This is a genomic window from Bacillus sp. Marseille-P3661, assembly GCF_900240995.1.
GTDB lineage: Bacteria > Bacillota > Bacilli > Bacillales > Bacillaceae_J > OESV01.
On record NZ_LT965954.1, the window covers coordinates 791,704 to 813,349 of the forward strand.

A 21,646-nucleotide genomic window follows, 5' to 3' on the forward strand; every position below is an offset into this window, starting at 1 on the left:
TATCCCTCAATCTTTTCCTGATCGAGTAGGTTCGTACAATAAAACACCACTCTTAATATTTGCATTCACTGTTATATCCACTTTCACATTTGGAAACGTAGATTCCCAATTATCCTTTAACGCTTTCCACTCTGCAGGAAATTTGTTTTTAAACACTCGACCCATTTCAAGAAAATCTACTTTATATTCGCCCTGGGCTTTATGTAACACCTTTTCAATATCGGATTTTATCTTTTCTTCTGTTTCTTTTTCTAACTCTTTGATTACTTTTTCATCCTTTATAGAAATAGGACAACCCGCTTCGGTAAGGTGAAGGTAAGCATCTAAGTTTACCGTAAATGAAGGTTGACCACCTTCATATTTAGGGTTTAGTGCAAATCTTTGGTAAAAAACCTCAACAGATGTCATTTTATTAGGATCCTCAGGACATGAAATTGGAAGAACCCCCCCTCTAGCATCTTCAATGAAGGGTAGCAGACCTCTGGTTTCATCACTATTTAATGTTCCAATTAGTTTATCGTCTTTGAATACACCGGCCCCTTTAAGTTGTACTTGTTCATGTGAGCCCGCTTGCCCAGCTTTTTTATTTGAAATCCCTCTATTAATCAGCTCCATTCTAGCAATAACAGGCTGAGTGGTTTCACTTAAATAAGCTCGTTGAACATCCAATAGCTCCGACTGCGGTGCAACACTTGAGACAGTTGTATAACGGAATAGCTTATCTAATGCTTCACCTGGAATTACCTCTAATCCTGTCATGGTTGAGATAATATCCTTTGCTTTATCAGGAGTTATGACTATCCACGTTCTCATTCTTAATTCTGGATTCCTTGTAAAGAAATCTAATATATCTGCTATTCCTTCTTTAGCTACCTCTTCATTCACAACAATTATAAAATTGTGTGCCCAAAACACGCGCCGTGTTGAAACGTTTGATAAATTTCGGATCGTTTCAAACAAAGTTTCACCGGTTGCTGAAACGGACCAAATAGGATCACCTGTATTACCCGCAGGAGCTCCTGTTTGTCCTCTTGCATCGGCAGCACGGGCAACCTCAATTGATAATTCTACTTTATCACCACTCTCTTCCTTTGGCTTATCTATACCAACAGCCATCACTAGTGCTAAATCATTAATTTCTCTTTTACCTGTACAACCAGTAAGAATTAAGAGGAGAAGAAGAACGGAAATAACCACGCGCATTTTCATTCATTTCCCCCCCCTTTCAATTTCTTTGGTTTTTTAAAAGACTTTTTCTTAACATCCTTATTATTTTTACTTTGGTTATTTACCTTTCCCTTTGGAATCAGTTTGTCACTCTTTGGAGGAATGTTCTCTTGTTGAACAATTTGATTATGTGCTTCATGATCATTTTCTATTGGTTCAACAGTATCATTTGCTCGTTTAGTATTCTCATCGATTTGGGCTTTGTTGTTCTCTTCTTTTATTTCATTCTCTAGGTGACTTCCGGAGTCTTCTGCTTCGGTTTTATCGATCGTTTGTTTTCCGGAGTTTTCTTTTTCGGTTCCATTATCTTCTTGGATGTAGCTGTTGTTTTCCTCCTTAGACTTATCTTCCGATTGAGTTGATTCTTCCTCTATAGTGCCTTTATCCCTCTTTTTATAAGTTTCTTTCTGTTTTTTCTGTTTTTTTGCAGTTTTGCCCCCTTCACCTAGTTTATCTTTGTCTATGCCTTTATCAGGTGGATCTGGGACTTGATGATCATCTATTCGATATTCATGACCCTTTGCTAATTGTGGTAAACTTCTCATACTCCACCACGGATACCGGATAACCATATCTTTTTGATCCGACGGCTTGAAAGGTGTCGCTGGAGCTAAATACGGTTCTCCAAATGAGCGTAATGTAATTGCATGAATAGCTAATATAGAAAATGCAGCAGCAAAGCCTAACAAACCCATTGTTCCAGAAGCAATTAGAAGCGGAAACCGTATAAGCCGGATTGAAAAGGACGCTGAATAGTTCGGTATAGCAAATGAAGCAATACCCGTTGTCGCTACGATAATAACCATAAATGGAGAAACTAAACCTGCTTGTACAGCTGCTTGCCCGATAATAAGCGAACCAACGATACTTACTGCTTGTCCTACTGGTTTAGGCATTCGAAGTCCTGCTTCTCTCATTAACTCAAAGGCGACTTCCATAATGATGGCTTCCACCAATACAGGATAAGGTACAATCTCCCGTCCTGATGCAATAGTTAAAGCTAACATCGTGGGGATCATTTCCTGATGAAAGCTTGCTAGCATTACATATATCGATGGCATAGTTAAACTTATTACAAAAGCGATATATCTAACAATCCGATAAAAAGTAGCCGTATAAAATTTAGAATAATAATCGTCACTCGCTTGCAAATACTCCCAAAAGTAAGCTGGCGCTGTAAGAACAAACGGAGTATTATCAACAAATATGGCAATTTTCCCTTCTAAAATTTCTGCTGCTACCTTATCAGGCCGTTCCGTCGTATTCATAGTTGGAAAGGGAGAATACGCCGCATCTCCAATTAATTCTTCAATATAGCCACTGTCTAAAACCCCATCGATCTTAATTTTGTTTAGACGATTTTTTACTTCCTCGACAAGTTCTTCTTTAGCTGTACCTTTTATGTATGCAATATTAATATCTGTCTTCGTCTTTTCACCAATAACTAAACTTTCAATTCTTAGTAATGGGTCCCGTATTCTACGACGTACCAATGCAGTATTCGAACGAATATTTTCCGTTAACCCATCCCTTGGCCCCCGAACAACTTGTTCAGTAGCTGGTTCACTAACTCCTCGAGTATCCCACCCCCTTGAAGATAGTGCGATTGCTTCCGAGCATCCATCTATAAGGAAAATTGAATCACCTGAGAGAATACCATCTATAGCCTTCTGAACTTTTTTAATTGGCTTAACAGACGTCTTTAATAATACATGTTCAATAATATTCTGAATTACATTCTCCCGTATTGCACCAACATCACTATTTAATATTAATTCCCTTGTCTTATATACAAAGGTTTCAATAACATCTTCAATTTCTTGTGTATTTGCAAGACCATCAGTATAAAAACAAACACCTTTTACATCATTTTGTTCATGAAAATAAAACTCTCTTTTTACTAAATCTACACTATCTCCTAATATGTCTTTTATTGTAGACACATTCTGATCAATCCGTTCCGAAAATTGACTCTTAAGTTTCTCTTCTATCGATGTATTTTTCATAGGTTTACCCCTTTATCTACAAACAGCTTTAAAACCTTTCACTCTCTAAAAAATAGAGTAGGAAACTGCCCCAAATATTTCGTACTCCAATGTTGGCTTATTTTATCTATTTGGTTTACTTAATCCCTATCAACTTCCTTTCCTAAAGTTTTTGTTTTTATTCAAGTACAACTGTTTTAACTGGATATTTTTTGGCTAGTATAGGGATGATATTTCTTATGCTTCTATGTAGCTTTTTAAAGTTTCAACTTGAGAGAGGTAACCATTACAGATAAAAGGTGAGGAAACATGGATCTATATCACTCATGGATTTATATACACATTTTAAATACAAAATGGTTTATTTGGAGTATTGTTGTTATGGTATTTGGTTTCAACTTTTTAGGTCCTATTTTAGTTTGGTATATAATGAATAGTAAAAAACTGCCAATCATTAAGAAAATTAAACAAAATACGGAAACGAAATAACTGATAGTATGCTAAGCTAGTCTATGAGGGTTAATTAAGAGTTTAATTCGAACTTTTCTAGTTGAGTTAGAATCCTACTAAGTTTCTGACTCGTTTTACGGGTTTGGCTCTTTTTTATGTCAGAATCCTTCCTTGTTTCTGACTCGATTCACGGGTTTGGCTCTTTTTCTGTCAGAATCCTTCCTTGTTTCTGACTCGATTCACGGGTTTGGCTCTTTTTCTGTCAGAATACGGCTATGTTTCTGACTCGTTTTACAGGTTTTGTTCTTTTCCTGTCAGAATACGGCTATGTTTCTGACTCGGTTTACGGGTTTTGTTCTTTTTCTGTCAGAATACGGCTATGTTTCTGACTCGGTTTACGGGTTTTGTTCTTTTTCTGTCAGAATACGGCTATGTTTCTGACTCGGTTTACGGGTTTGGCTCCTTTCCTGTCAGAATCCTTCCTTGTTTCTGACTCGATTTACAAGTTTTGCTCTTTTCCTGTCAGAATCCTTCCTTGTTTCTGACTCGGTTTACGGGTTTTGAACTTTTCCTGTCAGAATCCTTCCCTGTTTCTGACTCGTTTCACGGGGTATGCTCTTTTCCTGTCAGAATCCTTCCTTGTTTCTGACTCGATTCACGCGGGTTGCTCTTTTCCTGTCAGAATCCTTCCTTGTTTCTGACTCGATTCACGGGTTTGGCTCTTTTTCTGTCAGAATCCGACTATGTTTCTGACTCGATCCACGCGGGTTGCTCTTTTCCTGTCAGAATCCTTCCCTTTTCTGACTCAAAATCCACTGCTCTTACCCTGTCAGAATCCGTCCTCCATTCAGAATCAGAGCAGCCCGATCACGTCCCTATTCACCATCTAAATATCGCTCTATTTCAGACTCAATTTGTTCTTGAGTTGGTTCAATACCCTCAAATGGGAATGTAAGCTCATCTTTAAACTGACCATTTTTACTTACATGAATGGCTGCCGTTTTTGCGATTTGACTAAATTCAACTTCGAATAAATAACCTTCTCTATGAATAGCCCCCATATTTCCACCGCCTCATTTTAATATTAATTTATCCATGAACTTAAATAATATTTAAAATTTCTTTTTCATTCCTTGTCAACAATTGCTGTACATTCCACAGGTTAATAAAAGCTTTTTATCATAAACTAAGACTATTCTTCGAAAGGGGAATGATGCGATGAACTCAGTTGACTATGATAAAGCATTGTTTTACATGAATCGAGGAGAATGGGATAATTTGTTAATATTAATGGTTCGAACAAAAGATGATTTTTTATCCAAAAAAATCGAACAATTTCTGCATGCATGTAATTTCAGCAGGGATTATACAGTTGTTGAACAGCAAGCCTATCAGCTGCTGACATATGTAGATCACGCCTTATCAGCAGTCCCATCCTCAATAAGCGTCTCTGGATAGTAAAAGTATGCTAATATATTGGTTTATATATACAAAAGAAGGTACCCCTAATGGTACCTTCTTTTTAGATTGGTCTCCTATCATGGATATGATTGGATTGACGATAATCTTCACATACAAATAATTTTTACAATGTATTTTGGTAATTATATTAATGAGGTGAAATTGATGAATCATAAACCAACTGTTGAAGATATTCAACTACAAGAAACACTAAATCAATGGGCAGGAAAGCTTATTCATATTAGCAAGCATGAAAATCGTGACATCGATGAAACAAGCATGACACTAAGTAGTGCAAAGTTTCATGAAAGACCACCAACTATTGATAATTATGTTGCTCCATATGTTTTACAGTTACATGGAAAAGGAAAAATTGAAACAGACCATCATCAATATGAACAAATACCTAACGAAACATATGAAATTCCATTATCAAACCAACATGAAATGACCATCAATAATGAACAAATAATTATAAAAACTGAAGACAGAAGTTATACGATTAAACACCACTAAATCATATACAACTAGAAAAAGCCCTATACAGTTTGGGCTTTTTCACTTTCTTGATTAAATCTTAAACAAGCTCATTAATTCTATTCATTAGATCATTGCTAATCGTTTCTAAACGAAGTTGGCTATCTTGTAAGGACGTTCCTTTTACACCAAAATAAAATTTAACCTTTGGTTCTGTCCCAGACGGACGTATGCAAAACCAAGATCCATCTTCAAGGAAATACTTCAACACGTTTGAGCTTGGTAATTCAATCTTCTCTGTTATACCTTCTTCTACAATTGTTCTAACTTTCGTTTGATAATCCTCAATACTCACAATGCGCTTACCACCCATATCATTAGGAGGTTCATTGCGGAATGTTGCTAATATTCCTTGTATTTGTTCAGCGCCTTCTTTACCTTTTAATGTTAACGACTTTAAGCCTTCACGATAATAACCATATTGTTCAAACAAATCTAACAGTGCTTGATTTAATGTTTTATCTTGTTTCTTATAAAAAGCAGCTACTTCCACTGCTAACAGTGCAGCTTGAACTGCATCCTTATCTCTCGCAAAATCTCCTATTAAATAACCATAGCTTTCTTCATATCCAAACTGGAATGTATATTGCCCAGATGTCTCATACTCTTTAATTTTTTCACCAATAAATTTAAATCCAGTCAACGTGTCAATGGTGTCCAATCCAAAATCCTTAGCAATTGTCCGGCCAAATTCAGAGGTTACGATCGTTTTAAGAACTACTCCATTTGCTGGCAGGATACCTTGTTTTTTCTTTTCTGATAATAAGTAATGCAGTAATAAACCACCTGTTTGATTCCCTGTTAAAATTTCATAATCCCCTTTTTCGTTCTTTACAGCAATTCCAAGGCGGTCCGCATCAGGGTCAGTACCAATCAATAAATCTGCATTTGTTTTTAATCCCTCTTGAATAGCCAGTTCAAACGCAGCATGTTCCTCGGGATTAGGTGACTTCACAGTTGAAAAATTAGGATCTGGCAACTCCTGTTCTTTTACAACAGTTACGTTTTTAAAACCTAACGCTTCCCAAGCTTTTCTAACTGGTTTATTCGCTGTTCCATGCAGGGGTGTAAAAATCACATTAATATTATTTTCTTTAAACAATTCAGGATTTAGTGAGATTGTCTTCAACTTTTCAATATACGCTGTATCAATTTCCTCTCCGATGCGCTTTAATAACCCTTTTTCGAGTAAAGTTGCCTCTTCTTCAACCTGAATTTCCAATTCGTTTTCTACTTCGTTAACTTTAGCGATGACTTCATTGGCAGGTGCAGGTGGGAGCTGACAACCGTCCTCGCCATATACTTTGAAACCGTTATATTCAGGCGGATTATGACTTGCTGTAATAACAATTCCCGAAAACGCATTCAGATAGCGAACAGCAAATGATAATTCAGGAGTTGGTCTTAACTCTTCAAATACATATGTAACAATTCCATGCTTTCCTAATGTCTTCGCAGATTCAATCGCAAATTCAGGTGATTTATGGCGGCAATCAAAAGCGATAACTACTCCGCGTTTTTTAGCTTCTTCCCCATGTGCCTCAATGTATCTTGCTAATCCTTCAGCAGCTTTACGAATCGTATATGTATTCATTCGATTGGTACCTGGGCCAATTTCGCCACGCATACCGCCAGTACCAAATTCTAAATTTTTATAGAAACTATCTTCTAACCACTTCTCATTATCTTTATTGTCGCTCAAAGTCCGTTTAAGCTCGTCCTCTAATTGATCAAATTTTATCCAACGTTCATAATGGTCTTTCCAACTCATAGTTTCTCCTCCCAGTTCAACTTGTTTGTTTAATTATATTATTGAAACAACATTGTACAACAGCCACTTTTCAGGTTATTAGAAAAATATATGGATTATACATGTTATTTTTTATATTTTACTTCATAAAGATCATGACGACGATCTTTTAACTGACGCACAGTTCCATTTTTGCGCTGCCTTCTTAAAATTTCTAAATCCACGTCACCAACTACTACAGTTTCGATGTTGGCGTTGCATTCCCCCACAATACCATCACGAGCAAATTCAAAATCTGATGGAGTAAAAATTCCAGACTGGGCATATTGGATATCCATATTTTCTACCTCTGATAAATTACCCACTGTACCGGCAATAACTGTATAAACTTGATTTTCAATTGCACGAGCTTGTGCACAATAACGAACACGTAAATATCCTTGTCGATCATCCGTGCAAAACGGTGTAAAAATGATCATTGCACCTTTGTCTGTTGCTATTCTAGCTAATTCTGGGAATTCAATGTCATAACATATTTGGATCGCAATCTTACCGCAGTCTGTATCAAATACTTTTATTTCATCACCGGCAGAAATTCCCCACCATTTGCGCTCATTTGGTGTCGCATGGATTTTATATTGCTTTTCGATTGTGCCATCGCGACGGAACAGGTAAGCAATATTATAAATCTGCCCTTCTTCTTCAACGAAATGAGACCCGCCAATTATGTTGACATTATATTTAACAGCTAAGTTCGTAAAAAGCTTAATGTACTCCTCGGTAAACTCCGTTAATTTCCGGATTGCTTTACTTGGTGTTTTTTCATCAAGAAAAGACATTAATTGGGTTGTGAAAATCTCAGGAAAAACCGCAAAGTCAGAGCCAAAATCTGCTGCAACATCCGTATAATATTCAACTTGTTGTGCAAACTCGTCAAACGAATGAATTTTCTTCATCATGTATTGAATAGCACAAATCCGTACTGGATATGATGTTTTAAAGTGACGTTTAGTTCTTGCACGATAGTCTACATTATTCCATTCCATCAATGTGGCATATGATTGTGACGCTTTATCATCAGGCAAATAATTAGGATTGATCCGCATTAATGTAAATCCATTCATAATTTGAAAAGTGAGAACAGGATCATAAATATTCTGATGTGCAACTTCTTCGACATATTCACGTGGGGATAATTCATTTGCATGTTTATGATAATTTGGAATACGTCCCCCAATAATGATACTTTTTAGGTTTAAAAGTCTTGCCAGCTCTTTACGCGCCTCATATAACCGACGTCCGATTTTCATTCCGCGATAATTTGGGTCTACCATTACTTCGATGCCATACATGTTATATCCTTCTGGATTATGATTTGTAATATAACCTTCATCTGTAATATCATCCCATGTATGCTGATCATCGTATTCATCAAAATTTATTAATAAACTTGAGCACGATCCTATGATGTTTCCATCATACTCAACACAAAATTGACCTTCCGGAAAATGTTCGAGATGGCTTAATAAGTGTTCTCTTTTCCATGGTTCCATATTGGGAAAACATATTTTCTGCAAATTTAATATATCATCAATATCTGTCTCGATAATATTGCGGATTATCATTCGTTTTTCAAATTTAGTTAAATCGATTTTCTCCGACATCCGTAACTTCCTTTCCATAACTGTCTCAACAACTATTTTTGAATTTATTTCCACTCCTTTTTTAGTATGAGAATAATCCACACTTAAATGCAAAAGATTGCTTTTTTAATACAAAAATAAAAATCTTCCACCACTTAAATGATGTATGTCTATTCCTCGTAAAAGTGTTTCTAACCCGCCAGAAATATGTTACAACATAAAGGGAGCATTAAATTTATTATATAAATATATTTAAGAACCGCTGGGAGGAACACAGCATGAACTGGAAATCGCCTTATATACTACTAATAATTGCAACAATGTTTTGGGGAGGAAATTTCGTTATCGGTAAAGGATTTTCTGAAACGATGCCACCTTTCACATTAGCACTTATCCGCTGGATCTTTGCTTTTATATTTTTATATCCATTTGCCCGCAAGGAATTTATACAAAATAAAGAATTATGGAAAAGAGAGTGGAAAATAATATTTTGGATGTCACTCACAGGTGTTGCCGGATTTAATACACTTGTCTATATTGCAGTTCACTATACGACGTCCATAAATGCTATACTTGTCAATTCTTCAACACCTGCCATTATTATATTGCTGTCCTTTTTATTTTTAAAAGAAGGCTTACAAGTAAGGCATTTTATAGGAATTGCTGTCTCTATTATTGGTGTTCTTTGGATCGTAAGCCGTGGTTCACTAGAGACTTTATTATCCTTATCCATTAACAAAGGTGAAATTTGGATGATTATCGCTGTAATTATATGGTCCATTTATTCAATTATTGTAAAAAAACATAATCATAAATTTCCTGCTTCCGGTGTCTTTTTAGTGACAATCCTGATGGCAATTGTAATTCTTTTGCCTTTTTCAGCTTATGAATGGTTAACAAATACCTCAATGTATTTTTCTATTTCCGGATTTGCTGGGTTTATGTACCTTGGCGGTTGTGCATCAGTAATTGCTTTCATCTGTTGGAATAAAGCGGTAGTTGATCTTGGTCCAGGAATCGCCTCTCCATTTTTAAACTTACTTCCAGTATTCGGTTCAGTATTTGCAATTGCTTTTCTTGGTGAAGAGCTTACGTCTGCTCAGCTAATTGGTGGCACAATAGCCATAACAGGGGTATTAATAACCACTGGATTATTTTTTAAAAAGCCTTTAAGTAGTAGGGTGAATCAACATTTGGGTTCTTAATTGAAATGTAGTTTAACTGAACAATGCACCAAGATAATTGCAAATTTACTCCAATTCAAAAAGTTCACCACTACACAGTTGGTTTGTATATTATTCGATTTATCTAAATAAAATCCTTTAAATATATTTTATAAAGGCGCTGGAGCTAGACATAGAAAAGCGTAAGCGCCTTGGTCAGCCCCGACAGGCAAATGTTCTTCCGACGAAGAAGTCGGTAGACTTCACGAGGAGGAAGGTTATTTGACCCCGAGGGGCTAGGCGCTGGAGCTAGACAAATAAGTACAAATTTATCTTTCTTATCCATTAAAATAAGGGGCTCCATATTCCGGAGCCCCTATCTTTTGGGTAGTAATCGTTTCATTTTCGGTGGATAATTGGTAATGATGCCACTAACATCGTTATAAATTAAACTTTTCATGGCTTTTATTGAATTAACTGTCCACGGAAAAACCTCATAGCCAGCAGCTTTGATCTTACTTATATCTCCTTCATTAAGAGTACGATAATCTGGGTGTAATGAATAAACCCTATCCCCAAATAACTTTGCAATTCCTACATGGTCAAATACTTTTTGATAGTACAGTAAGCCAATCTTGACCTTGTCATTTAAGTTTATTAATGTGCGTAAGGATTGGAAATCAAATGAAGATACTACAACATTGTCAATCCTATTATATTGTGTTACTAACTCTAACAGCTTTTTTTCAATGCCTTCATAAGGATGAGGCAAATTTTTTATTTCTATATTAATGAACATAGTTTCTGGAACAAGGTTAAATACTTCTGACAATAAAGGTATTCGTTCTCCCGTATACTTTTTATTAAACCATTTACCCGCATCATATTGCTGTAATTGTGCTGCAGTCAAATCTCTAACCTTACCAGTTCCATTTGTGGTCCGAGTGATTGTTTCATCATGAATGACCATCAATTGGCCGTCCTTCGATAATTGGACATCTAATTCTATTCCATCACTCCCCTGCTCTACAGCTAATTTAAATGCTGCTAATGTGTTCTCCGGGGCATATGCAGATGCTCCACGATGTGCAATTATTAAAGGCTGGTTATTAACCACTTGAATCACTCCGTACTTTATTTTTTATTTCATATATCTCTACATATTTTACGATAAAATATATTACTTATTGCAAACTTTTATAATTGTTTTTTCTTAAATCCCGTGATATAGTGACATTAATAATATTAATTCATAGTATATGCATAGGAATTATAAGTTTTGTTAAGGGAGAGGTAAATATGGGACGTGAATTTATCGGTTTATTTGATGAGTGGGCAGAAAGCTATGACGAAACAGTAGATGGACATAACATTGAATACAAAGAAGTCTTTGACGGGTATGATCAGATACTTGATACTGTTGCTGCTAGTGTAAGTGGCACTATTGTTGAATTTGGAGTTGGGACAGGTAACCTTTCAAAACTATTAATGGAAAAAGGTAATAAAGTGATTGGTGTAGAACCATCTAAAGAGATGCGTGCCATTGCTAAGCAAAAACTACCGAACTTAGATATTCACGATGGTGACTTCCTTAGCTTACCTGTAATTTCCGAACAAGTAGATGGAATTGTTAGCACCTATGCTTTTCATCATTTAACAGATTCAGAAAAAAATATTGCTATTAAAAAATATAGTGACTTACTACAGCCAGGTGGTAAAATAGTTTTTGCAGATACTGCATATGAAAATGAAAATGCAAAACATGCTATAATAGAAGATGCTGAACAAAAAGGATATAATAATTTAGTTCATGATTTAAATACTGAGTATTACACATTCCTAGATGTTCTCGACAAATTATTCACTCAGAACAGATTCTCTGTATCATTCAAACAATTAAATAAGTTTGTTTGGCTTATAGAGGCGACAAAACAATAACGTAGGAGGTTTTTGTCACGATGAATAAAATGAATGTAGAAAGTTTCAACCTAGACCATACAAAAGTAATCGCACCATACGTTCGACTTGTGGGAATTACAGAAGGCGCTAGCGGTGACAAAATATATAAATATGATGTACGTTTTTGCCAACCAAACAAAGAGCATATGGAAATGCCTGCTCTTCACTCACTTGAACACATGATGGCTGAATTTATCCGTAACCACCTTGATTGTGTGATCGATGTTGGCCCAATGGGTTGCCAAACAGGATTCTATATATCTGTTATTAATCACTCTAGTTTTGAAGAAATTCTTGAAGTATTAGAGAAAACACTAAATGATGTGTTAGCAGCAACAGAAGTACCTGCTTGTAACGAAATTCAATGTGGATGGGCTGCTAGCCATAGCTTAGAGGGCGCACAAGCAATTGCAAAGAACATGCTTGCTAAAAAGGCTGGATGGGCTGAAGTATTCGCTGCTGAATAAGGCTTTATTATAGTATAACAGGCGTTGTCCTTGAATAAGGCAACGCCAAATTTGTATTGATGAGGTGGATTTATGAAATATTACAAACATGTTCATGAATTGATTGGCAATACCCCCTTATTAGAGATCACTCAATTTGAGCTGCCAGAAGGTGTACGCATCTTTGCTAAACTAGAATACTTCAACCCTGGCGGAAGTGTAAAGGATCGCCTAGGTAAAAAATTATTACAAACAGCTCTCGATAAGGGATTTATAACTGACGGTGGCACAATTATTGAACCAACAGCAGGAAATACTGGTATTGGACTAGCCCTAGCGGCTATTGGAACTAATATCAATGTAATGTTTGTTGTACCTGAAAAGTTTAGTATGGAAAAGCAGGACTTAATGCGTGCGTTGGGAGCAAAAGTTGTGAATACTCCTACTAAAGACGGTATGAAAGGTGCGATAGCAAAAGCGCAGGAATTGCTTGATGAAATCCCAAATTCATATTGCCCCCAACAATTCGGTAACCCCGCTAATCCAGAAACGTATTTTGAAACTCTTGGCCCTGAAATTTGGGATCAATTAGATCAAAAAGTGGATATTTTTGTTGCTGGAGCCGGCACAGGTGGAACGTTTATGGGAACAGCACAATATTTAAAACAAAGAAATCCTGCCATCAAAACTGTTATCGTAGAGCCTGAAGGATCCATTCTTAATGGTGGAGAATCAGGTCCACATCGTACTGAAGGAATTGGAATGGAATTTTTACCTAAATATATGGATAAATCCTATTTTAAAGCCATTCATACAATTGAAGATGACGAAGCGTTTCGCTATGTAAAAGAATTATCACAAAAATGCGGTTTGTTAGTTGGAAGTTCTTCAGGTGCCGCTTTTGCTGCATGTATGAAAGAAGCAAAAGCGGCAAAGCCTGGCACAAATATTGTGACTATATTTGCAGACAGCAGTGAACGATACTTGAGTCAAGGTATTTATAAAGATTAAATTACCATTAAAGACTGGACTGTGTTACTTTTTAACACGTTACAACCATAACATTAGGAGTGAAGGACTATGCGTAAAAAAACACAGCTTATTCACGGCGGAATTGCTGGAGATAAACATACTGGTGCTGTTTCAGTACCTATTTATCAAGTAAGTACTTACAAGCAAGATGGAGTTGGAAACTTCGTTTATGAATATTCAAGAACAGGAAATCCAACCCGTGCTGCAATCGAAGATTTAATAAAAGATATTGAAGGTGGACACCGTGGATTTGCTTTTGGTTCAGGTATGGCTGCTATTACATCGGTTATTATGCTCCTTTCTGCTGGAGACCACCTTATTTTAACAGATGATGTCTATGGCGGTACGTTTCGCTTAATGTCAAAAGTGTTAACTCGCTTTAATATTGACGTTACTTTTGTTGATACAAGCAATATTGAAGAAATTGAAAAAGCTGTAAAGCCTAACACTAAAGCTATATATGTAGAAACACCTACAAATCCACTTTTAAAGGTAACTGATATTGAAACAACTGCAAAATTTGCAAAAGCACATGACCTGTTATTGATTGTTGATAATACCTTTAGCACGCCTTATTGGCAAAACCCAATTGCACTTGGTGCTGATATCGTATTGCACAGTGCAACCAAATATCTTGGTGGCCATAGTGATGTAGTTGCTGGTTTAGTTGTTGTGAATTCAGAGAAACTAGGCACAGATTTACATTTCATTCAAAACTCTGTTGGCGGAATTCTTGGCCCACAAGATTCATGGCTATTAATTCGCGGTATTAAAACACTGGGCATTCGCATGGAAGAAATCGAACAAAACACGCAGCAAATAGTTGAGTTTTTACAATCTCATAACGCTGTATCTAGCATTTACTATCCCGGCCTTGAAACTCACAAAGGTCATGCAATTCACAAAAAACAAGCAACTGGTTTTGGTGGTATGGTATCATTTGATGTCGGCAGCACTGAAAAAGCAGAAGATTTATTAAAGCGTACCAAGTATTTCACACTTGCCGAAAGCTTAGGAGCAGTAGAAAGCTTAATTTCCTTACCTGCTAAAATGACACATGCATCGATTCCAGCTGAACGTAGAGCAGAATTAGGAATTACTGACGGATTAGTACGCATTTCTGTCGGCCTTGAGGATGCGGCTGACTTAATTGAAGATTTAGAGCAGGCTTTAAGATAAGATTATAGCCACAATAATTAGTATTTGTACGGCATTGCAGAAGCATCCATAAGGTTTATGGATGCTTTTTCTTTTTCAAATTTCATGCTTTCTGATGGCTGATTTCGTATCTAGATATTAATATCAAACTTTTCCAAGTTCCTATAAGTTTAGCTAGCTTTTTTATACTTAATTCCCTCTTCATTAGCCCTATGAAGAGGGTTCTCTCGCTCTTTTGGGCCCTGTTTCCTCTTCATTAGCCTTATGAAGAGGGTTCTCTCGCTCTTTTGACCTCTTTTCCCTCTTCATTAGCCTTATGAAGAGGGTTCTCTCGCTCTTTTGACCTCTTTTCCCTCTTCATTAGCCCTATGAAGAGGGTTCTCTCGCTCTTTTGGACACTATTTCCTCTTCATTAGCCTTATGAAGAGGGTTCTCTCGCTCTTTTGGGCCCTGTTTCCTCTTCATTAGCCTTATGAAGAGGGTTCTCTCGCTCTTTTGACCTCTTTTCCCTCTTCATTAGCCTTATGAAGAGGGTTCTCTCGCTCTTTTGACCTCTTTTCCCTCTTCATTAGCCCTATGAAGAGGGTTCTCTCGCTCTTTTGGACACTATTTCCTCTTCATTAGCCCTATGAAGAGGTTTCTCTCGCTCTTTTGGACACTGTTTCCTCTTCATTAGCCTTATGAAGAGGGTTCTCTGGCTCTTTCCGACCTTGTTCCGTCTTCATCCATTTACCATGAAGCTAACTGAACTATGCTCATCATTTTCACGAACCTAACTTCAAAATATTAAATATTTGTTTATAAAAATCGACAATAGAGTATGTATCAACTAAAATAAGACTAAAACAATAGTAGACTACGTCTTAAGCCCGATGTAAAATATATAAATTGCTATTAAACTTATGTTGTATTTTTATCCTTAAGGAGGCATTATTAATGAAAAAACAGATCATCCTAGGATGGTTCCTTATTTTATTTACACTAACATTACCTTTACATGTGGGATTTGCTGATGCCCAACCCGGAGACACGATCATCATCCTTGGTGAAAACTTAACTGCAGAACAACAAGAAAGTATCAAGCAAGAGTTAGGTGCAACTGAGGATGACATGATTGTAACCGTAAGTAACGAAGAAGAGCATCAGTATCTTGGTAACTATATTAGTAAAGCCCAGATTGGATCTAAAGCAATCTCTTCAGCTAAAATCACCTTGAGAGAACAAGGTGCCGGCCTAAATGTTGAAACAAATAATATAACATGGGTTTCGGAAGATATGTACTCAAACTCGCTTATCACAGCAGGAGTGACTGATGCTGATATTTATGTAACGGCTCCGTTTGAGGTTTCGGGAACTGCTGGGCTAACGGGTATTTTGAAAGCGTACGAAGTATCCGGTGCAATCGACATACCTGAGGAAAAAAAACAAATCGCCAATGAAGAAATGGTTAAATCTGCGCAACTAGGAGAACGGATTGGCTCTGACGAAGCTAGTGCTTTATTTACAAAGATAAAAGAGGAAATTGCCAACAATCCTAATCTTACAGACGAGCAAGTATCTTCACTAATTGACCAAATAGCCTTAGAGCTTGGCATTCAACTAACAGACGCTGAAAAACAAGGTTTAATTGATTTATTCAATAAAATGAAAAACATGAATATTGACTGGAATCAAGTTAAAAATGACCTAACATATATGACTGAACGATTCCAAGAATTTATGCAGGATGAACGTACTCAGACCATATTCAGCTCAATTATTGATGGCTTAATTTCTTTTCTAAATTGGTTAAAAAGCCTCTTTGCATAAAAGTCATTCGTTCCACATATCATTTTCAAGTGCATAATCTATTGACCGACGATAAAAAAACAGGCACTCCGCTACTGGTTGGAGAACCTGTTTTTTTATATTTTGTTCGTATAGTGCAAATTAGCTCTATTCTCACTTTTATATATCTTGACTCGTCAAAATAAGTGGACCGTTTTTAGTGATAGCAATTGTATGTTCATACTGAGCAGATAGTTTGCCATCAATAGTGCGAGCTGTCCATGTATTTTCGTCCATTTTGCTACGCCACTCACCGATATTTACCATTGGCTCAATCGTAATTACCATACCTTCTTTTAATCTAATGCCTTTACCAGCCATACCAAAGTGCGGAATCATCGGCTCTTCGTGAATCGTAGGTCCAATACCATGGCCCGTAAATTCCCTTACCACTGAATAACCTTCATTCTCTACAAAACTTTGGATAGTATGACCTATGTCACCTACCCTATTACCAACAAGAGCTTTTTCAATTCCCACATACAATGACTTCTCCGTAATTTCCAGCAGCCGTTCAGTTTCTTTTGAAACATTTCCAACTTTATAAGTCCAGGCAGAATCCGCTAATGCACCATTCAAATTTACCACCATATCAATGGTCACAATATCTCCTTCATTCAGCGGTTCCTTTCGAGGAAATCCATGACAGATCTCGTCGTTAATGGACGCACAAGTCGCATATTCATAGCCTTTATAACCCTTTTGTTCAGGCGTTGCACCATGTTTTATTAAAAACATTTCTACGAAAGAATCAATATCATGGGTTGATATTCCTGGTTTAATCATGTTTCTAATTTCTTGATGACAACGTGCTAATAATTTCCCTGCTTCATGCATTAATTCTATTTCACGTTGTGATTTTAATGTAATCATGTCAATCTCCTTTTTTAAAAAAAAATCTCTATTAATAAATGTAACAATACCAACGGAATTTTTCAAAGTAAAGTATTTATGTCAGCATTTAGATTGGTTTTTCAACAGCTATACTCTCATTATCATATTCTATGAGACTTTTTTATAATTTCTTATAAAAAAATGCAAATAATAATAATGAAATTCCTTTATTCATGTGGACTCCATTCGGTCTTTTACATATAGTTCTATATTCTATATACATATATAGGTAAAAAAACTTCGGAAATTGAACATTTTTCTTAGAGTTGTAAAACAACTTATTTATGTTACCATTGGAATAAGTAATTTTAGTCAAGGGGGATATCAATGGATATTAACACAGTTAAACAAGCTTTTATCGAATGTGAATACCCTTTTTATAAAGGTCTTGAGATTAATGGAAATACAGCGACATGCACTTTATATAGTATTAAATCCCATTATCATAAAACCATTACCCTTGATATAAGTAACTACGAATCAATAATACATCAATTATCAATCGAACTGATCAAATTACGTTCTCAAGAATATCTCGAAACAGAATCGATCATGAACCAACTAAATTCACCTCAATTATTTATGCTTGAATAAAGTCTTCAAAAAGTTTCAATATTTACAAAATCATTCTTCATTGATATAGTTTATATAGAAACCACATTGGGGAGCTAAGATATGGCTGAGAGGATACTAACAAGTATCGACCCATTAACCTGATCTGGGTAATGCCAGCGTAGGGATGAATAGACATTTTTTATGATGTCACTCATACCATCTATGCTTGCAGGCTGCCCAAAGGCAGCTTTTTTATTTTATAAAGATTGTTTGAAAGATTAACAATAAAATGAATCGCTCTATGGAGCAACAAACAAGGAGAGTTCTCATGAAAAGAAATAAAACGTTATTTTTAGTGGAAGTAGCTTTATTTTCAGCATTAGCTTATGTATTTGATTTGTTAGCTAATATCTTTCAGCTTAAAATTTGGGCTCAAGGCGGCTCAATCTCAATAGCGATGGTTCCTGTGTTTTTAGTCGCGTTTAGATGGGGAGTAAAAGGTGGATTGTTATCAGGTTTATTGCTAGGTGGTCTGCAAGTTATAACAGGACAAGCTTGGATCGCCCATCCTATCCAAGGTATCCTCGAATACGGAATTGCATTTGCTGTTCTTGGTTTAGCAGGGATTTTTGCAACACAAATTCAACAAGGAATTCAAGATCAATCTAAACGTAAAGTAGTAACTTATGTTATTGCTGGTACCTTGTTAGGGTGTGCGTTAAGATTTTTGGCCCACGTTATGGCAGGAATTATTTTCTTTGCAGAATATGCACCTGAAGGCACTCCAGCTGCGTTATATTCCTTCCTTTATAACGGAACTTATATGTTGCCATCGTTTATTTTATCTGCCATATTTGTTTCAATATTAATAAATACCGCTCCAAAGTACTTTACTGTATCCAATGCGAAACTTAATTATTAATTTTAAGACCGTTTTTTCAACGGTCTTTTTTCATTTTTTAATTTATAATGGTAAAATGTAAATATATTTCCATTTATTTCATATAACTTACTTACTCAATAAAAATTAACATGAGCAATATTTTTTGAGGGGGAATGATTTATGTTAGAAGATTCAAGTTTTGCGATCCATCCTAGTACGAATGGTAATAAAAAGGCTACGTCTCTCTATGATATTGGCTCACAACTTTCATTTCAAGAAAATAATAATTCATTTGATATACATTGTGAAGCTGGCTTTGTAAAAGTTATTTTTTATCGTGAAGATATAGTACGCATTGTTATGAATCCAACAGAGAATGTTTCATTGAAAACTAGTGCTGCTGTAATTAAAGGCCCAGAGGACGTAACAATCCATGTTCAAGATTCAGAATGTGAAATAATGCTGTCTTCTAATAAATTAGTATTAAAGCTTAATAAATCACCATTTCGCATTACAGCTATGGATATAGATGGCTCGACACTTGTGAATGAGACAGTGAAGGGTATGGGGCATACAAGTACAAATGAAGTCATTTGTTTTAAAGAAATGCTTGAGCAAGATCACTTCTACGGTTTTGGAGAAAAAACCGGATTCCTTAATAAGCGTGGGGAAAAAATGACGATGTGGAATTCTGATGTATTTGCACCTCATAATCCAGAAACAGATTCTCTATATCAATCAATCCCCTTCTTCATGACAATTCGTGACGGAAATGCACATGGCATCTTCTTTGACAACACCTTTAAAACAACCTTTGACCTAAAATCTGATCCGAACTTTTATTCCTTCAAGGCGGAAGGTGGTCAACTTGATTATTATCTCTTTGCAGGACCTACACCTAAAGATGTTCTAGAACAATACACGACGTTAACTGGCCGTATGCCATTGCCACCAAAATGGGCACTCGGGTATCATCAATCAAAGTATAGCTATCAATCTGAGTCCGAAGTTAAAGCAATAGCTGAAAGTTTTTTAACAAAAGAAATTCCGCTAGATGCTATTTTTCTAGATATTCATTATATGGATGAGTATCGCGTTTTTACTTTTGACAAAAACGCGTTCCCAAATCCACGACAGCTTATTGCTTTTTTAAAAGAAAGCGGTATCCATGTTGTTCCTATAGTTGATCCTGGAGTTAAAAAGGACCCAGCGTATAAAATATATCGAGAAGGAATATTACAAAATCACTTTTGCAAGTATATCGAGGGCGATCTATATTTTGGGGAGGTCTGGCCAGGTATAAGTGCTTTTCCTGATTTCTCTAACTCAGAAACTCAACAATGGTGGGGTAAACAGCATCAATTTTATACAGAACAAGGCATTGAAGGTATTTGGAACGATATGAATGAACCTGCTGTCTTCAATGAATCTAAGACAATGGATTTTGATGTTATGCATGACAATGATGGCGATCCTAAAACCCATCGCGAGTTTCATAATATTTACGGTTTATTAATGGGAAAGGCAACCTATGAGGGATTACAGACTCAATTAAGTGGGAAACGACCATTTCTACTTACTCGAGCAGGTTATGCTGGAATACAGCGATATGCTGCTGTCTGGACAGGAGATAATCGAAGTTTCTGGGAACACCTACAGCTTTCACTTCCGATGTGTATGAACTTAGGTCTATCAGGTGTTGCTTTTTGTGGCCCAGATGTTGGCGGCTTTGCACATGACTGTACTGGCGAATTACTCACAAGGTGGACACAGGTAGGGGCTTTTACCCCTTACTTTCGAAATCATAATGCACTAGATTCGGTGAGACAGGAACCATGGGCATTTGGTGAGAAATATGAAAAAATTATAAAAAAGTATATTCAATTAAGGTATAAATGGCTGCCGCATTTGTATTCCTTATTTGCTGAAACAAGTAAAACAGGTATACCAGTGATGCGCCCGCTAGTATTGGAATATCCAAATGATCAACATGTTATCAACCTATCAGATCAGTTTTTAATTGGCGATAATGTGTTAGTTGCACCAATAATGCAGCCTGATACCTACTATCGAGTTGTATATCTGCCAGACGGCAAGTGGGTTAATTATTGGACAGACGAAGTTGCAACTGGAAATAACCATATACTAGTACACGCAGACCTTGAAACGTTGCCAGTTTATATAAAACGAGGTTCTTGTATTTTACAAGGATCAGTGAAACAATCTACGAAGACAAAAGAAACAGACCTACAACTGCATGTTTATCCCGTTTCATCCGGTGAAACGACATATACGATATACGATGATGACGGTCAATCCTACGATTACCAAAATGGAGAGTTTTGGGAACAGAAAATACACTGTCAGTTTCACGCTGAAGCCATTGATATTACTATTCAAAATGTTTCAGCAATGTATAAGCCGAGCTATCAACAATGGAAATTAATTATTCATCATACAAAGAATGATATGAACATTACTGTAAACGGGGTTCATATATCTACTGAACAAGAGAATGTTGTACTCGAAAATGAATTACTGATTATTACATTAAATATTGATTAATAATTCTTAAACACCCCCTACTTTTCTTCGAGTAGGGGTCTTTTGTTGCCTCTTTTTCCATATAGTTTATTTAAGATATGATAAGTATCACACCCCCTCTACAATAATTTT

The 21,646-nt window shown here is 36.2% G+C and carries 19 protein-coding genes and 1 riboswitch; of the genes, 12 read left to right on the plus strand and 7 right to left on the minus strand.

What is annotated here, in order from left to right:
- Positions 1-6: 6 nt before the first annotated feature.
- Together C1724_RS14985 and C1724_RS14990 are read right to left on the minus strand one after the other, a co-directional pair.
- Positions 7-1,209: a Ger(x)C family spore germination protein gene (locus C1724_RS14985; protein ID WP_102347532.1), complete on the minus strand. Its 1,203-nt coding sequence runs from the start codon at positions 1,207-1,209 to the stop codon at positions 7-9.
- Positions 1,206-3,233 carry a spore germination protein gene (locus C1724_RS14990; RefSeq protein ID WP_102347533.1) on the minus strand — a complete coding sequence of 676 codons (2,028 nt, stop codon included), beginning with the start codon at positions 3,231-3,233 and terminating at the stop codon, positions 1,206-1,208. The genes C1724_RS14985 and C1724_RS14990 overlap by 4 nt, the downstream gene beginning before the upstream one ends.
- Positions 3,234-3,521: 288 nt before the next feature.
- On the opposite strand from C1724_RS14990, the gene C1724_RS14995 reads away from it, so the two are divergent.
- Positions 3,522-3,701, plus strand: a complete 180-nt coding sequence (locus C1724_RS14995; RefSeq protein WP_102347534.1) for a hypothetical protein — start codon at positions 3,522-3,524, stop codon at positions 3,699-3,701.
- An 836-nt stretch (positions 3,702-4,537) separates the two neighbouring features.
- On the opposite strand, the gene C1724_RS15000 is transcribed toward C1724_RS14995, so the two are convergent.
- Complete coding sequence (locus C1724_RS15000; RefSeq protein ID WP_102347535.1) at positions 4,538-4,723, minus strand: DUF5370 family protein; 186 nt, start codon at positions 4,721-4,723, stop codon at positions 4,538-4,540.
- 157 nt (positions 4,724-4,880) lie between these two features.
- Between C1724_RS15000 and C1724_RS15005 the strand changes: the two genes are divergently transcribed.
- Together C1724_RS15005 and C1724_RS15010 are read left to right on the plus strand one after the other, a co-directional pair.
- Positions 4,881-5,120: a YhdB family protein gene (locus C1724_RS15005; RefSeq protein WP_102347536.1), complete on the plus strand. Its 240-nt coding sequence runs from the start codon at positions 4,881-4,883 to the stop codon at positions 5,118-5,120.
- Between the two features lie 168 nt (positions 5,121-5,288).
- On the plus strand, positions 5,289-5,639 hold the full coding sequence (locus C1724_RS15010) for a hypothetical protein (protein WP_102347537.1): 351 nt from the start codon (positions 5,289-5,291) through the stop codon (positions 5,637-5,639).
- A gap of 61 nt (positions 5,640-5,700) precedes the next feature.
- On the opposite strand, the gene C1724_RS15015 is transcribed toward C1724_RS15010, so the two are convergent.
- Positions 5,701-7,431, minus strand: a complete 1,731-nt coding sequence (locus C1724_RS15015) for a phospho-sugar mutase (protein WP_102347538.1) — start codon at positions 7,429-7,431, stop codon at positions 5,701-5,703.
- 104 nt (positions 7,432-7,535) lie between these two features.
- On the minus strand, positions 7,536-9,074 hold the full coding sequence (locus C1724_RS15020; RefSeq protein ID WP_102347539.1) for a bifunctional GNAT family N-acetyltransferase/carbon-nitrogen hydrolase family protein: 1,539 nt from the start codon (positions 9,072-9,074) through the stop codon (positions 7,536-7,538).
- A 257-nt stretch (positions 9,075-9,331) separates the two neighbouring features.
- Between C1724_RS15020 and C1724_RS15025 the strand changes: the two genes are divergently transcribed.
- On the plus strand, positions 9,332-10,258 hold the full coding sequence (locus tag C1724_RS15025) for a DMT family transporter (RefSeq protein WP_102347540.1): 927 nt from the start codon (positions 9,332-9,334) through the stop codon (positions 10,256-10,258).
- A gap of 334 nt (positions 10,259-10,592) precedes the next feature.
- On the opposite strand, the gene C1724_RS15030 is transcribed toward C1724_RS15025, so the two are convergent.
- Complete coding sequence (locus C1724_RS15030; RefSeq protein ID WP_102347541.1) at positions 10,593-11,333, minus strand: glycerophosphodiester phosphodiesterase; 741 nt, start codon at positions 11,331-11,333, stop codon at positions 10,593-10,595.
- A gap of 182 nt (positions 11,334-11,515) precedes the next feature.
- Here C1724_RS15030 and C1724_RS15035 point away from each other — a divergent pair, with 182 nt between their 5' ends.
- From C1724_RS15035 to C1724_RS15055, 5 genes are all read left to right on the plus strand, one after another.
- Positions 11,516-12,154 carry a class I SAM-dependent methyltransferase gene (locus C1724_RS15035; protein ID WP_102347542.1) on the plus strand — a complete coding sequence of 213 codons (639 nt, stop codon included), beginning with the start codon at positions 11,516-11,518 and terminating at the stop codon, positions 12,152-12,154.
- Positions 12,155-12,174: 20 nt separating this feature from the next.
- Positions 12,175-12,642, plus strand: coding sequence for an S-ribosylhomocysteine lyase (locus C1724_RS15040; RefSeq protein ID WP_102347543.1), 468 nt, complete (start codon positions 12,175-12,177; stop codon positions 12,640-12,642).
- A gap of 72 nt (positions 12,643-12,714) precedes the next feature.
- Positions 12,715-13,632: a PLP-dependent cysteine synthase family protein gene (locus C1724_RS15045; RefSeq protein ID WP_102347544.1), complete on the plus strand. Its 918-nt coding sequence runs from the start codon at positions 12,715-12,717 to the stop codon at positions 13,630-13,632.
- Positions 13,633-13,701: 69 nt separating this feature from the next.
- Complete coding sequence (locus C1724_RS15050) at positions 13,702-14,832, plus strand: bifunctional cystathionine gamma-lyase/homocysteine desulfhydrase (protein WP_102347545.1); 1,131 nt, start codon at positions 13,702-13,704, stop codon at positions 14,830-14,832.
- 915 nt (positions 14,833-15,747) lie between these two features.
- Positions 15,748-16,620, plus strand: a complete 873-nt coding sequence (locus C1724_RS15055) for a DUF1002 domain-containing protein (RefSeq protein ID WP_102347546.1) — start codon at positions 15,748-15,750, stop codon at positions 16,618-16,620.
- A 138-nt stretch (positions 16,621-16,758) separates the two neighbouring features.
- Here C1724_RS15055 and map read toward each other — a convergent pair whose 3' ends face one another.
- A complete protein-coding gene (map, locus tag C1724_RS15060; protein WP_102347547.1) occupies positions 16,759-17,511 on the minus strand; it encodes a type I methionyl aminopeptidase in 753 nt (250 codons plus the stop codon).
- Positions 17,512-17,859: 348 nt separating this feature from the next.
- Here map and C1724_RS15065 point away from each other — a divergent pair, with 348 nt between their 5' ends.
- The 3 genes from C1724_RS15065 to C1724_RS15075 all read left to right on the plus strand — a co-directional run bounded on the left by C1724_RS15065 (position 17,860) and on the right by C1724_RS15075 (position 21,535).
- Complete coding sequence (locus C1724_RS15065; RefSeq protein WP_102347548.1) at positions 17,860-18,126, plus strand: hypothetical protein; 267 nt, start codon at positions 17,860-17,862, stop codon at positions 18,124-18,126.
- A 57-nt stretch (positions 18,127-18,183) separates the two neighbouring features.
- Positions 18,184-18,290, plus strand: a riboswitch (TPP riboswitch).
- A gap of 125 nt (positions 18,291-18,415) precedes the next feature.
- Complete coding sequence (gene thiT, locus C1724_RS15070; RefSeq protein WP_102347549.1) at positions 18,416-19,009, plus strand: energy-coupled thiamine transporter ThiT; 594 nt, start codon at positions 18,416-18,418, stop codon at positions 19,007-19,009.
- Positions 19,010-19,150: 141 nt separating this feature from the next.
- Positions 19,151-21,535 carry a glycoside hydrolase family 31 protein gene (locus C1724_RS15075; RefSeq protein ID WP_102347550.1) on the plus strand — a complete coding sequence of 795 codons (2,385 nt, stop codon included), beginning with the start codon at positions 19,151-19,153 and terminating at the stop codon, positions 21,533-21,535.
- The last annotated feature ends 111 nt before the right edge of the window (positions 21,536-21,646 follow it).